This is a genomic window from Subdoligranulum variabile (assembly GCF_025152575.1).
GTDB classification, from domain to species: Bacteria; Bacillota; Clostridia; order Oscillospirales; family Ruminococcaceae; genus Gemmiger; species Gemmiger variabilis.
Genome location: NZ_CP102293.1, coordinates 1,715,481 through 1,728,286 on the forward strand (window position 1 = coordinate 1,715,481; position 12,806 = coordinate 1,728,286).

Annotated in this window: 11 protein-coding genes; 5 read left to right on the forward strand and 6 right to left on the reverse strand. The window is 63.1% G+C overall.

The window, feature by feature from the left end:
* Nucleotides 1-30 precede the first annotated feature (30 nt).
* Genes NQ490_RS08215 through NQ490_RS08240 form a run of 6 tightly spaced genes read right to left on the reverse strand, consistent with a single transcriptional unit; the run spans nucleotide 31 to nucleotide 7,053 of the window.
* Nucleotides 31-1,065, reverse strand: a complete 1,035-nt coding sequence (locus tag NQ490_RS08215; protein ID WP_007047907.1) for a DUF6077 domain-containing protein — start codon at nucleotides 1,063-1,065, stop codon at nucleotides 31-33.
* Complete coding sequence (locus tag NQ490_RS08220) at nucleotides 1,049-1,885, reverse strand: hypothetical protein (RefSeq protein WP_007047906.1); 837 nt, start codon at nucleotides 1,883-1,885, stop codon at nucleotides 1,049-1,051. The genes NQ490_RS08215 and NQ490_RS08220 overlap by 17 nt, the downstream gene beginning before the upstream one ends.
* A 30-nt stretch (nucleotides 1,886-1,915) precedes the next feature.
* Nucleotides 1,916-3,202 (reverse strand): Wzz/FepE/Etk N-terminal domain-containing protein, encoded by a 1,287-nt coding sequence (locus tag NQ490_RS08225; RefSeq protein ID WP_259951072.1) that lies wholly within the window; start codon nucleotides 3,200-3,202, stop codon nucleotides 1,916-1,918.
* Nucleotides 3,199-4,392, reverse strand: a complete 1,194-nt coding sequence (locus tag NQ490_RS08230; RefSeq protein WP_007047903.1) for an EpsG family protein — start codon at nucleotides 4,390-4,392, stop codon at nucleotides 3,199-3,201. The genes NQ490_RS08225 and NQ490_RS08230 overlap by 4 nt, the downstream gene beginning before the upstream one ends.
* The gene (locus NQ490_RS08235) at nucleotides 4,389-5,612 is read right to left on the reverse strand and encodes a glycosyltransferase family 4 protein (RefSeq protein ID WP_007047902.1); all 1,224 of its coding nucleotides are present in this window, start codon (nucleotides 5,610-5,612) and stop codon (nucleotides 4,389-4,391) included. The genes NQ490_RS08230 and NQ490_RS08235 overlap by 4 nt, the downstream gene beginning before the upstream one ends.
* 25 nt (nucleotides 5,613-5,637) lie before the next feature.
* Nucleotides 5,638-7,053, reverse strand: a complete 1,416-nt coding sequence (locus NQ490_RS08240; protein WP_007047901.1) for a sugar transferase — start codon at nucleotides 7,051-7,053, stop codon at nucleotides 5,638-5,640.
* 301 nt (nucleotides 7,054-7,354) lie between these two features.
* Between NQ490_RS08240 and NQ490_RS08245 the strand changes: the two genes are divergently transcribed.
* The 5 genes from NQ490_RS08245 to NQ490_RS08265 all read left to right on the forward strand — a co-directional run bounded on the left by NQ490_RS08245 (nucleotide 7,355) and on the right by NQ490_RS08265 (nucleotide 12,785).
* Nucleotides 7,355-8,089, forward strand: a complete 735-nt coding sequence (locus NQ490_RS08245) for a glycosyltransferase family 2 protein (protein ID WP_007047900.1) — start codon at nucleotides 7,355-7,357, stop codon at nucleotides 8,087-8,089.
* Between the two features lie 8 nt (nucleotides 8,090-8,097).
* Nucleotides 8,098-9,210 (forward strand): glycosyltransferase, encoded by a 1,113-nt coding sequence (locus tag NQ490_RS08250; protein WP_007047899.1) that lies wholly within the window; start codon nucleotides 8,098-8,100, stop codon nucleotides 9,208-9,210.
* 13 nt (nucleotides 9,211-9,223) lie between these two features.
* Nucleotides 9,224-9,946 (forward strand): polysaccharide deacetylase family protein, encoded by a 723-nt coding sequence (locus NQ490_RS08255; RefSeq protein ID WP_007047898.1) that lies wholly within the window; start codon nucleotides 9,224-9,226, stop codon nucleotides 9,944-9,946.
* Nucleotides 9,947-9,966: 20 nt separating this feature from the next.
* Nucleotides 9,967-11,172 (forward strand): glycosyltransferase family 4 protein, encoded by a 1,206-nt coding sequence (locus NQ490_RS08260; protein WP_007047897.1) that lies wholly within the window; start codon nucleotides 9,967-9,969, stop codon nucleotides 11,170-11,172.
* A gap of 257 nt (nucleotides 11,173-11,429) precedes the next feature.
* A complete protein-coding gene (locus tag NQ490_RS08265; RefSeq protein WP_007047896.1) occupies nucleotides 11,430-12,785 on the forward strand; it encodes a sugar transferase in 1,356 nt (451 codons plus the stop codon).
* Nucleotides 12,786-12,806: the final 21 nt, after the last annotated feature.

A 12,806-nucleotide genomic window follows, 5' to 3' on the forward strand; every position in this document is an offset into this window, starting at 1 on the left:
CTTCTTTGCGGGTGATTTTTCGGCGGCGCCTTACAGCGTGGCCAGCGCGCAGACCACAGCCGGCGCCACGCAGAGGCAGAAGTTGCGGATCTCTCCCCAGCGGCGGGTGCGCCAGAGGTAGAAAATGCCCCAGATGCCCAGCTCGATGGGCAAAATCATGAACATGGTGGCGGCGATGGTACAGCAAGCCGCACTGACAAAAAACAGGGCGATCCAGTAGGGGCGGCGCCGGGCGGCCTCGGTCTGGGATTCCAGCTCGAACAGCAGCCACAATACCGCCGGTGTGACGAGATGGAAGGACAGCGACTTGCCGGTCCAGCAGTTGACCACCAGCCACCATTCGCTGCACACGCCGGTCATCTTCTCCGACACCAGCAGCACGAACAGCAGATAGTACAAAAGCCCCAGCAGCGCCTTTTTCCGGCTTTGGGGGAAGAAATGGCGCAGCAGCAGCCAGACCAGCCCAAAGGCGGCCGGGATCTCGAACAGCGGCAGGATCGTGCGGAAAAGGATCGCGGCATGCACGCCGGAAAGGACCGCCAGCATGGCGCTGTAATTGGGCCAGCCCGCCACGATGTACTTGATCAGGTAAAAGGGCTGCACCCAGGCGCCGGAATAGAAGGTGTACCGGTTGATGGCATCGGTCTGCCAGGTGGCCACGGCGTTGGCGCAGTAGGTCTGGTCATCCCAGTTCTTGTAGGTGGTGTTGAAGACGGTGTTGAGGGTAAGGACCGCCACCGCCAGCAGGACCACCACGGCCAGCAGCACCTCCCCCCAGTCGGGACGGCGGAAGGGGCCGGGGCGGGGCAGGCGTCCCGACTTCCGGAAGCCAGCCAGCGCCCCCAGGCCGCAGGCCAGGCACCACAGCGCCACCATGACCCGGAAACTGGACCCGGTGGCGTGGAAAATCAGCATGAGGATTTCAAAGAGCACAAGGCTCATGGAAAAACCGCAGAGATACCGAAGGGCCGGACGCTGCCCCGGCAGGGCCAGACGGCCCAGACCTGCGGGAAGAAACCCCAGCGCAAAGGCCAGGGCGGCACAGGTCCTAAGAATGGTCAGCATCGGCGGCTCCTTTCTCCAGCCGGTAGATCACATACTCCCGGCCGTAATCGTCATCGGGATCCTCGGGGTTGGGGATCCCCGCCGCCGCGTAGACTTCCCGGTAGCCGGAACCTTCCAGGCTGCCGGTGTAGTCCCACTCCCGCGGCAGAACCAGATAGTAGCAGTCGTCCTCCGCCGCCAGCTCGGCCACCTCGGTCAGGTCGATGGGCTCCTCACTCTCGGTGTCCAGGGCCTTGCGCAGATCCAGATTCTCGCCGCCGGTCCAGGAAAACAGCAGGAAGATGCCGGAATCGTACTGGCGTACCCAGAGATTCAGCGGAAAAACAAAGGCGGCACGCTTGTCGTCATAGGTGTCGTCGGCCAGAATGAAATCGCTCAGATCCACCACCACCGGCGGGATCTTGTACCAGTTGGGGGTCACATTTTCCCAGCAGGAGCGCAGCACCGTGAACTGCTGCCCCGAAACCAGCAGCACCGCCGCTACCCCCAGGGCTGCCGCCCCCTTGAGCCACCGCCGCGGCAGAAATCCGATCAGCCAGACGGTGGTCACCGCCAGGAACAGGCTGACCGGGATCAGCCAGAAAAAGCGCAGGGACTGGGTCTCCACCGCCCGGGTGACCAGAATGTGGGCCGAAACCGGATTGCCGAAGACCACCACCAGCAGGAGGGCCGGCAGCACGATCTTGTTGCGCAGCTGGACGGCTACCTTGTCCCGCAGCCAGAAAGCCAGCAGCACCACCACGATGCAGCAGAACACAAAATACAGGACCCGCGGCTCGTCCTGCCAGAAATAGGCGAAGAGACTTCGCATTGAAACCATAGGCTGTTTCCCCTTGTTATCGCATCCGCCTCAGCGGCCGGCTTTGGTCAGTGCGTAATAGTAGCCGTCCCGCCGCAGCGCTTTTTCCCAGGCGTAGCCAGTCAGGACCGCACCCCACAGCGGCGTCCCCGACAGTTTCTCCCGGGCCAGGCGGGCGCTCTCGATGGGCGTCCGGTCCGCGCGGACCACCAGTACCGCACCGGCGGCAAACCCGCTCCAGGCGGCGGCATCGGCGCGGCTGGCGGCCGACGGGACCGCCACCACCACCCGGTCATAGCGGCGGCACAGCTCGGCCAGGACCTCCTGCGCCGCCGGTGCGGCCAGCAGATCGGACAGACTTTCCACCCCGTGGCCGAAAGCCAGGCGGCAGACGCCGTCCTCCGGCCCGGTGACCGGCAGGGCGCCGGAAGGCTGCGGCGAGGTCAGCAGATCGCTGAGCCCCGGCTCATTGCCGGCATGGCGGCAGTCGCCGTCCACCAGCAGCACCCGCTGACCAGGCTGCGCCAGCGCCCGGGCCAGCTGCCCCCCGTCGGCCAGCACCGGCGCTTCGTCCGTGCCGGCCACCAGCAGCAGCGAAGCGGCAGGGGATTGCGGCAGGGCGGTGCGCACGGCACGCCAGGCCTCTCCCTGCTGCGCCGCGGCTTTGCTGCCGTCGGCGGGGATCACGCCCAGTACCTGAAGATCCAGGGAGTAGGCCACATCCCCGGCATCGTGGAGTTTGTTGTCCAGCAGCTCCAGGGCCACCAGCACCGCCATGCCCAGAATGGCCCCGAGCAGCGCGCCGATCAGGGCCGATTTCACCGGGCTGCTGCCCGATACCGGGGTGACCGTCACCGCCGAGACCGCCCGCAGGGTGCCCAGATCGGTCATCCGGGCGCCGGCTTCGGGGGCTGCCGCCAGGACCGCTTCGCAGATCCGGCGGGTGGTCTCCTCGTCGGCACCGGTGACGCTGAGCTGCAGAAAGGCGCTGTTGCTGACAGCCGACACACTGACGTGCCCCTGTATCTGGGAGACCGGCAGCGAGAGCTGGTCGGCCACGGCGGAGAGCACCTCGTCGCTCTGGACGATGACGTTGGCGGTGCTGGCAAAATTGTTGTAGTAGGCAAACCGGTCCCCGGCATCCGAAGCCTGGTCGGCGGCGGGGGGATCAAAGGACAGCAGGGCCGTGGCCTGCCAGGGCAGGAGGTTCCGGCTTTGGTACACCGTCAGGCCGGCCAGTGCGGCGGCAACGGCCATGCAGAGCAGGAGGACAAGGGCGTGCCGCCACAGATAGAGCAGGATTTCCTGCAGATCAAGTTCACGTTGCGGTTTGTTCATAGCTGATGGATGTCCTTTCTGGCATAAAGAATGCGGCATTCGGGGTGGTCCAGAAGTTCCGGGGCGATCTCCCGTACGGCAAAGATTTCCTCCTCGTTGAACACCGACACATAGGGAAAGTTGCGGATCGTTACGGAGGACCGGTAGCCCCCCTGATCGATGGCGGTCTGAATGTTCTTGCACAGCATGAAGGTCTGCAGCGCCACCAGCACCAGCGTGAGCAGATACCGGCTGAACCGGGTCATCTGCCCCAGGGCCCAGGCCAGCAGGTAGATCTCCACATAGCGCATCATGCTGGCCATCCGGGAGGCTGTGGTGCCGTTGCAGATCAGCAGACCGTACAGCGCCATGGCCATCAGGTAGCAGCGGTAGGCCAGCAGAAAGACCGGGCCGGTCTTGCCCAGCCGGCGCAGCTTTTCGTACAGCCAGGTGACCAGCACCAGGAAGAGCAGCCGCTCGGCGGCGGCGGCCGGATTCATGTCGGCGTCCTGCAGATAGTAGCGGATCGCCCAGCTGTCCGAGGCGGCGATCAGGCTCTGGACCGGCGGGCTGGCAAGGAACAGCCCCGCGGCCCACGCCACCACCGTGAAGATCTGCAGGGAGGAGATCTTGCGGATCTTCTGGGCGACCAGGGCCGCCAGGAAGGCGACGGAGGCGCCGTGGAAGAGCATGCAGAGCACCGTGCCCGCCACAAAGCCCAGGTAGTTCTTCTTCTCCAGCAGGGGGAAGAGGATCCCCAGGAAGACGGCCACCGCAACGCCCTGCCGCAGGCCCGATACAAAATAGGTCAGGTACAGGGTGGGGACGGCCAGCAGCAGCGAGAGCACACAGTCGATGTGGTAGAGGCGCAGAAACCGCAGCAGGCAGGCCATCTGGATGACCGAGAGAAGGGCCACCCAGGCCTCAAACGGCAGGTGCAGCAGCCGGAAAACGTTGGTCAGGAACTGGTAGCCGATCTCGCCGTGGACGTCGGGAACGGGAACGTGGATCCCGGTGTCCGGCATGCGGTAGTAATAGTCCAGGTAGGAAAAGTAGTCGGTGCCCTGCCCGAAGCGCAGCACCAGCATCGCCGCCAGAAGCAGAAAGCAGAACCAGAAGGCCAGCTGCCGGGCGGTGCGGCTTTCCCGGGCCACCGCGCCCTTCACGGTGAACAGGCACAGAATCCCCCAAACGACAATATACAAACTCATATCTTACAGCAGCCTTTATCGGAATGGGTGGGGCCGGCGCAGGCGGCCAGCTCCCGCTCCAGGGTGTCCATGAAGCGGTCCCGGGTGAAGTGGGCCTCGTAGTAGGCCCGGGCGTTGCGGCCCAGCTGCGCCTTGTCGGGACAGGCCAGGAACTGCCGGACTTTCTGCGCCAGATCGGCGGCGTTTTCCGCCTTGGCACACCAGCCGCACCGGGCCGCTGCCAGCACCTGGGGGATCTCCCCGGCGGCCGCCGCCAGAATGGGCTTGCCCGCCGCCATATAGGTCTGGACCTTGCCCGGCAGGGTCAGCGAGATGAAGGGGTCCGCGGTCAGGGTGACCAGCATGGCGTCCGCCATGGCGTAGTAGCGGGGCATCTCCTCCGGCGGTTTGCGGCCATGGAAGATCACGCAGTCCAGCTGCTTTTCCGCCGCCAGCTTTTGCAGATGCGCCAGCTCCGAACCGTCCCCCACGATATGCCAGCGCAGCTGCGGCTGGTCCCGCAGCAGGGCGGCGGCCTCCAGCACGGTGGTCAGGCTCTGGGCGGCCCCCACGTTGCCCGCAAACATCAGGTCCACCGTCTGCTTGCCGGAAGCGGGCGGGGGCAGCGCGTCAAACCGGGCGGCGGCGTACTGGGGCAGGTAGGCGATCTTGCCGTCGTCCACCCCGTGGCGCTCCACCAGGTAGGCCCGGAACATCCGGGAGGTGATGAGAATGCGGTCGGGCTGGTTGTACAGACGCCGGGATTCCCGGTCAAAGAACCGGTAAACGGGGGAGGATTCCCCCAGGCCGCCCGCCGCCAGGCAGGCCGGCCACAGGTCCATGCAGTACATGACCACCTTTTTGCCGTGGCGCCGGGCATAGGCAAAGGCGGCGCTGCTCATCATCACGGGGGAGGTCTGATTGGTGAAGACAACATCGTAGTCCTCCCGCAGATGCCGGGCATACTGCGAGGAGGACCACGCGTAACTGTAGTAATTCAGCAGCCGGAAGACGGCGTTGTGCCGCCGGGCGATGGTAAAGGTGCGGGTGATCCGCACCCCGTTGTGCACCTCCCGGCGCCGGGCGCCGTGCCGGTATTCGGGGTAGGTGATGCCCATGGGATAGTTGGGCACGTCGGTGATCAGATCCACCGAATGCCCGCGGCGCACCAGCTCTTCGCAAAGATCCGGCAGCGGATAGGGCTCCGGCCAGTAGTGCTGGCAGACAACCAGAATTTTCATGGCAGAATCCTCTCTGTTCCGGGTCTCAGACCTTGGTCTCCTCGGCGGAAAGGGCGTCCTTCTCCTCCTCGAAGCCCTCGGTGCTCTCGGGCATGAAGAGGATCTTGATGGTGGCAAAGATGATCTTCAGATCGGTCACGATGCCCTGCTGGGCAATGTACATCAGGTCCATCTGCAGCTTGTCGTAGGGGCTGGTGTTGGCCTTGCCGTACACCTGGGCATAGCCCGTCAGCCCGCCTTTCACCTGCAGGCGCAGGGCAAACTCCGGCATCTCTTTTTCGTACAGTTCAATGGTCTCCAGCCGCTCGGGCCGGGGGCCTACAATCGTCATGTTGCCCACAAAGATGTCGTACAGCTGGGGCAGCTCGTCCAGCCGGCAGGCACGGATGACCCGCCCCACCGGGGTGATCCGGTCATCGTTCTGCATGGTCACGATGCCCTTGCCCCCCTTGTCGGCGTCCACCTTCATGCTGCGGAACTTGTGGATGAGAAATTCCCTGCGGTGGATGGTCATCCGCTTCTGGGTGAACAGCACCGGCCCGCCGTCATAGGCTTTGATGGCAATGGCCGTCGCCAGCATGAAGGGACTCGTCAGGATCAGCGCCGCACCGGACAGCACAATGTCCACCAGACGCTTCACAAACAGGTAGAACAGGGAAGGGGCCGCCCGCTGGCACAAAAATACCGGCAGGTTGTTCATCTGGAAGGTGTGGGCGTTGCTCAGCAACAGATCCCCGATGTTGGGCCGCACATAGGCCAGGATGTCCTGCTCCACGCAGTATTTCAGGATGTCGTTGCGCTGGCTGGAGCGCAGCCCGCACAGCAGTACCGCCTCCGCCCGGGTGTCGTCGATCTGGCGCAGGATCTCCGGCGTCGGGCGGGTGGCTATGGCTTCCCCCGCCAGCTGAAACCGGCTGGTATATTTCTGTACGATCTTCAGGCCGTTCTTGTAGGCCTCGGGATTGTCATAGATCAGCAGGGTGCGCTTGGGCGGTACGATGCGGTCGGTGAGCTGGAAGCTGATATAGGCCCACAGCGCGCTGATCAGGCTGCAGGCCGCCAGGCAGAGCAGCAGCGGCACCGGCGAGGGCACCTGGTTGCGCACCAGCAGCCAGGCAACCATGTACATAAAAAAGTGGGTCATCACCAGGGCGATGATGTGGGAGTAGATCAGCTCGGTGATGCGGCTGGTCAGCAGGTCGAAGCCGCCATATACGTTGGAAAAAACGGCGTTCAGGGCTAAAAACAGCCCGATGACCATATAGTTGCCGTTGCCCTCAAAACTCAGGTAGAGGTGCTTTTCGTAATAGGCATACCAGCATACGGCGAAGGCAAGGGCGTTCAGGATCAGCAGTACGGCGTCCAGCAGCAGCAGCTCGGCATTCTGCCGCTGGCTGATGCTGACCTCCTGCTGCTGCGGAGTACGATTGTGTTTGTTCATCGGTTGACTTCCCTGTTCAAGCCGCGGTAACAAGCGGCGGTTTTATTCCGGGGCGGGGCGGCGGCAGAGCGCTGCAGGCTGCACAATAACCCCATAATAATAATGAAAATATTCTAGCATATTTCCCGGGCTATTTCAAGGCGGCAAAGTCTGCCACAAACCGGGCGGTCAATTTGTGGGGAATACTTGACACTGAGCAGGGCGGTTCAGTAATATTAAAGTAACTGTTCATGGCGGCGTCCGGGCAGAAAAGCGGAAACTCCGGCAGGGCGCCCTTCAGACAGCAGAGAGGAAGAACACCATGCTTGTGACCGTCATCACCGTGGCCTATAACAGCGAAAAGACCATTGCCCGGACCATCGAGTCCGTCCTGCACCAGAGCTACGACGACATCGAATACATCCTTGTGGACGGCGCCTCCCGGGACGGCACGGTGGAGGTGGCCCGGCGCTATGAGGCGGCCTTCCGCGAGACGCCGGGGCGCAGCCTGACCATCCTTTCGGAGCCGGACAAGGGCATGTACGACGCCCTGAACAAGGGCGCCCGGATGGCCCACGGCGAGATCGTGGGCCAGATCAACGCCGACGACTGGTACGAAAAGGACGCCGTACAGATCATGGCCGACCTCTACCGCAGGGAAGGCTATGATGCAGCATGGGGAAGCATCCGCATCCGGAAAGCCTCCGGCGATATGATCAAGCACGCCCGCATCGGCCGGCTGTGGACCACATCCGGCTGGTGCCATCCCGGCATGTTCAGCCGCCGCAGCATCCTGCTGCAGTACCCCTATGCCCTGGAAAGCATGTACGACGATTTTGACTACATCACTACGGTCTACCGGGCGGGCAAAAAGGTCATCACCACGGATGCCGTCATCGCCAACTTTACCTTTGGCGGCATGAGCACCCAAAAATCCTGGAAAGAGGTGATGCGCCGGGTGAATATCACCTACAGCATCTACCGCAAGCACGGTATGAGCCGCCTGTACTGGTTTCATCGTCTGGCCCTGGAAACGGCCAAATACATCCTGGGGTGAAATGTGCCATGAAGATACTGTTCATCAATGAGGTCTGCGGCATCACCAGCACCGGCCGCATCACCTGCGAACTGGCGGACAAGCTCACCGCCGAAGGCCATGAGTGCCGCATCGCCTACGGGCGCAAGGGACAGGTGCCGGAGCGCTGGCAGCACTACGGGGTGCGCATCGGCGGCGACTGGGACGTGCGCCTGCACGCCCTGCAGACCCGCCTGTTCGACCTGTGCGGCTTCGGCTCCGCCGCACCCACCCGGCGGTTCCTGGCCTGGGCCGATACGTTCGATCCCGACCTGATCTGGATCCACAATCTCCACGGCTACTACATCCAGGTGGAGCTGCTGTTCGCCTGGCTCAAGAGCCGGCCGCAGACGCCGGTGCGCTGGACGCTGCACGATTGCTGGGCCTTTACGGGGCACTGCACCCATTTTGCCGCGGTGGGCTGCGAACAATGGAAGACCGGCTGCCGGCACTGCCGGCAGCTGGACCAGTATCCCAAATGCAGCGGGATCAGCCATGTGGACCGCAACTATGCCCGAAAAAAGGCGGCGTTTACCGGGGTGCCCCGGCTGACCATCCAGACCCCCAGCCAATGGCTGGCGGACCTGGTCAAACAGAGTTTCCTGCAGGAGTATCCCGTGACGGTGGAATACAACACGGTGGATCCTGCCGTTTTCCGGCCCACGCCCGGCGATTTCCGCGCCCGGTATGGCCTGCAGGACAAGGTCATCGTCCTGGGGGTGGCCAACGTCTGGAGCGAGAGAAAGGGCCTGGCGGACTTCGTGCGCCTGGCGGCAGCGCTGGGGGAAAAATACCAGGTGGTGCTGGTGGGCGTCAGCGAACAGCAGCGGAAGAAGCTGCCCGCCCGGATCCTGGCGCTGCCCAAGACCGCCAACGCCCGGGAACTGGCCCAGATCTATACGGCGGCGGATTTCTTTTTCAATCCCACCTATGAGGATACCTACCCCACCGTGAATCTTGAGGCGGAGGCCTGCGGCACCCCGGTGATCACCTACGCCACAGGGGGCGCCCCTGAAACCATCCATCGGCCGGATTCCGTCCTGGTGGCGCCGGGGGATCTGGACCGGGTGGCGGCCTGTCTGCAGGGCCGGGATACTGTCTGAAAGGAGCATCTTCATGCGGATCATCTTTTGTTGGGATGACGGCGCGCTGCAGGATCAGAAACTGTTTGCGCTCCATGAAAAATACGAGCTGCCCGGCATGTTCTTCGTGCCCACCTCCAACCGTGAGGGCCGGGAGGTGCTGACGCCCGCCATGATCCGGCAGGCCCGGTCCCCGTGGGTCGCCTTCGGCGGACACACCCACAGCCATGTCTATCTGACCCAGATCCCGGCGGAACAGATCGAGCCGGAGATCTCGGCCAACCAGAACTACCTGCAGGAGGTGCTGGGGGAGCCCATCGCCCATTTCTGCCTCCCCGGAGGAAAATACAAGCGGGAGATGCTGCCGCTCCTGTACCGCTACTTCCGCACGGTGCGCACGGCGGATACCATGTGCTTCCGCAACCGGGGACCGCTGTACCGGCCCGCGCTGCACTTCTACCCCCGCGGGGTGAAAAGCCTGCTGGGCAACGCCCTGCGCAACCACAGCTTCCCCGAGGCCCGGCTGGTCTGGGCCCGCCGCCGGGAACCCTATTTCACCCTGCTGCGGGAACTGCTGCAGTATGAGGAACCCCGGAACGACGCCATGGTCATGATCTGGGGACACAGCTGGGAGATCGAGGAACTCCAGCTCTGGGAAGAACTGGAGGCACTGTTTGCCCTGTGCAGCACCCGCTACCGGTCCTGCTGCATCCCCTACGACGCCATCGACGCGGCCGGCGGTCCCGCCGCCCTGTAAAAAGGAGCCTGTTTGTAGTTATGAAAATCGTGGAGATCGAGGATTTTTTTCACCCCAATGCCGGGTATCAGATCAACATCCTGTCGAAATATTTTGTGAAGCACGGCCATGAAGTGACCATCGTGACCGCCAGCGCCGACCGCATGCCTCCCCAGCTGGCGGCCTTTTTCGGCGTGGACAACATCGAAGCCTACGACCGGGAATACACCCGCACCACCGGGGTGCAGATCATCCGGCTGCCCATCTACGGATTCGTCAGCAACCGCGCCATCTTCACGCCGGAACTGCGCAGGACCGTGGACGGCCTGCAGCCCGACATCCTGTTTGCCCACGATAACGATACGGCCTCCGCCATGCAGTTTATCGCCCGGCTGGGTCATCTGCCCTATGCCTTCGTCACCGACAGCCACATGCTGGCCATGGCGTCGGTGAACCGGTTCAACAAGCTGTTCCACGGGTTCTACCGCCGGGTCCTGGCGCCCCGCCTCATCCGGTATCAGATCCCCGTCATCCGCACCCAGGATGATCCCTACGTGGAGCAGGTGCTGGGCGTCCCGCTGCAGCAGGCCCCGTGGATCTCCTTCGGGTCGGACACGCTGCTGTTCCACCCGGACGCCGACGCCCGGCAGAAATTCCGCAGGGAACACCAGATCCCCGACGATGCCTTTGTGCTCCTGTATGCCGGCAAACTGGACGAGTCCAAGGGCGGCCGCCTGCTGGCAGAAGCGCTGCAGCAGCCCCTGCCCGCCCGCCGGCCGGTGGTCTGCCTGGTGGTGGGCAATACCGCCGGTGATGCATACGGCCGCGAGGTGGAAGCCCTGCTGAAGGCATCCCAAAACCGGATCCTGCGCTTTCCCACCCAGCGCTACATGGATCTGGCTCCCTTCTACCAGGCCGCCGATCTGGCGGTCTTCCCCAAGCAGTGCAGCCTGAGCTTCTACGACGCCCAGGCCTGCGGCCTGCCCGTCCTGTCGGAGGACAACAACATCAATGTGGACCGCAATGCCCACGGCAACGGCCTCTGCTTTGCGTCGGGCAGCGTGGAGGACTTCCGGCAAAAGCTCCAGCAGATGCTGGACCTGCCTCCGGAGGACTACCGCCGGATGTCCCGGCAGGCCTGTGACTTCATCAAGCAGGAATACGACTACGAACAGAAGGCCCGGGAGTACGAGCAGATCCTGCAGGCCTCCCTGGATGCCTACCGCGCCGGCAAGCAGCGGCGCTGAACCTCCGCCGGAGCGGCCGGCACGCCAAATAGTGGCAGCCGCCGACGGGCCGCAGACCGCCGCAAGGCGCTCCCCGGCCTGCCGCCGGGGCGGCAAAAGGGCGACGGGTTGGCAAAATCGGTTGCTTTTATACGGGGAAAAGACTATAATAAAAAGAAGTCTTGTAAAAAAACGCAAGAAAACAAAAGCCCGGAAACTTCTGCCCGAAGAAACTCACCTGCGGCTGTGCACGGCCGCAAGGAAGGATACATAGAAACATGGATCAACTGCTCTACAAAAAAACCATGCTGCGCGTGGTCAAGCTCATCAACGTGGCCATGATGACCATCCCCTTTGCGGCGTGCTGGTATCTGTTCTACGCGGACGTGCTGGCGTCGCCCTATTTTGCCAAGGGCAACTGGATGATCATCGCGCTGTTTGCCGTGCTGTATGTTACCTACGGGCGGATCTACGACGGATTCCAGATCTCGCTGAACCGTATTTCCGAGAGCGTTACCTCCCAGAGCCTGGCGGTCATCATCGCCGACGGCATCCTCTTCTTCGTCACCTGGCTGCTGATGAAATACTTCCCCCCCGTGCCGCCGATGATCGTGCTCATCATCGTGCAGATCCTGCTCTCCGCCGTGTGGTGCCGCGCGGCCCATATCTGGTATTTCAGCACCTTCCCGGCCAAGCGCACCGCCATCATCTACGACCAGCGGGAAGGCATGCAGAACCTGATCTCCCAGTACGGCCTGAGCAAGAAATTCGACGTGGTGGCCGTGGACGATGTGGTCGGCGCCCTGGACAAGGACCTGAGCATCCTGGAAGGTGTGGATGTGGTCTTTTTGTGCGGCATCCATTCCCATGAACGCAATGTCATCCTCAAACGCTGCATCGCCGAGGATGTCCAGATGTACCTGGTGCCCCGCATCGGCGATGTGATCATGAGCGGCGCCAAAAAGATGCATATGTTCCATCTGCCCATCCTGCGGGTGGAACGCTATGACCCCGCACCGGAATACCTCTTCCTGAAGCGGGCGGTGGACCTCATCATCGCCGGGCTGGCACTGCTGATTCTCTCGCCGGTGATGCTGATTGTGGCCATCGCCATCAAGGCCACCGACGGCGGCCCCGTCTTCTACAAGCAGTGCCGCCTGACCAAGGACGGAAAAACCTTCCCGGTGCTGAAATTCCGCAGCATGCGGGTGGATGCCGAAAAGGACGGCGTCGCCCGCCTTTCCACCGGAGAAAACGACGACCGCATCACCCCCGTGGGACGGTTCATCCGCAAATGCCGTCTGGATGAACTGCCCCAGCTGCTGAACATTCTGGCGGGGCAGATGTCGCTGGTCGGCCCGCGGCCGGAACGGCCGGAGATCGCCGCCCAGTATGAAAAAGAACTGCCGGAGTTCGCACTCCGGCTGCAGACCAAGGCCGGCCTTACCGGCTACGCCCAGGTCTACGGCAAATACAACACCACCCCCTACGATAAGCTGCAGATGGACCTGATGTACATCGCCAACCCCAGCATCATCGAGGACTTCAAAATCATGTTCGCCACCGTCAAGATCCTCTTCGAGGCGGAAAGCACCGAGGGTGTGGACGAGGGCAATGTGACGGCCGCCGGGTAAATCCCCCCGCGGCAGGGACGG

What these genes read in the sequence shown, in the direction of transcription:
- NQ490_RS08235 (WP_007047902.1), bottom strand. Translation starts at nt 5,612, where the DNA reads ATGAAAATTCTGGTTGTCTGCCAGCACTACTGGCCGGAGCCCTATCCG.
- NQ490_RS08265 (WP_007047896.1), top strand. Translation starts at nt 11,430, where the DNA reads ATGGATCAACTGCTCTACAAAAAAACCATGCTGCGCGTGGTCAAGCTC.
- NQ490_RS08255 (WP_007047898.1), top strand. Translation starts at nt 9,224, where the DNA reads ATGCGGATCATCTTTTGTTGGGATGACGGCGCGCTGCAGGATCAGAAA.
- NQ490_RS08225 (WP_259951072.1), bottom strand. Translation starts at nt 3,202, where the DNA reads ATGAACAAACCGCAACGTGAACTTGATCTGCAGGAAATCCTGCTCTAT.
- NQ490_RS08240 (WP_007047901.1), bottom strand. Translation starts at nt 7,053, where the DNA reads ATGAACAAACACAATCGTACTCCGCAGCAGCAGGAGGTCAGCATCAGC.
- NQ490_RS08220 (WP_007047906.1), bottom strand. Translation starts at nt 1,885, where the DNA reads ATGGTTTCAATGCGAAGTCTCTTCGCCTATTTCTGGCAGGACGAGCCG.
- NQ490_RS08245 (WP_007047900.1), top strand. Translation starts at nt 7,355, where the DNA reads ATGCTTGTGACCGTCATCACCGTGGCCTATAACAGCGAAAAGACCATT.
- NQ490_RS08250 (WP_007047899.1), top strand. Translation starts at nt 8,098, where the DNA reads ATGAAGATACTGTTCATCAATGAGGTCTGCGGCATCACCAGCACCGGC.
- NQ490_RS08215 (WP_007047907.1), bottom strand. Translation starts at nt 1,065, where the DNA reads ATGCTGACCATTCTTAGGACCTGTGCCGCCCTGGCCTTTGCGCTGGGG.
- NQ490_RS08230 (WP_007047903.1), bottom strand. Translation starts at nt 4,392, where the DNA reads ATGAGTTTGTATATTGTCGTTTGGGGGATTCTGTGCCTGTTCACCGTG.
- NQ490_RS08260 (WP_007047897.1), top strand. Translation starts at nt 9,967, where the DNA reads ATGAAAATCGTGGAGATCGAGGATTTTTTTCACCCCAATGCCGGGTAT.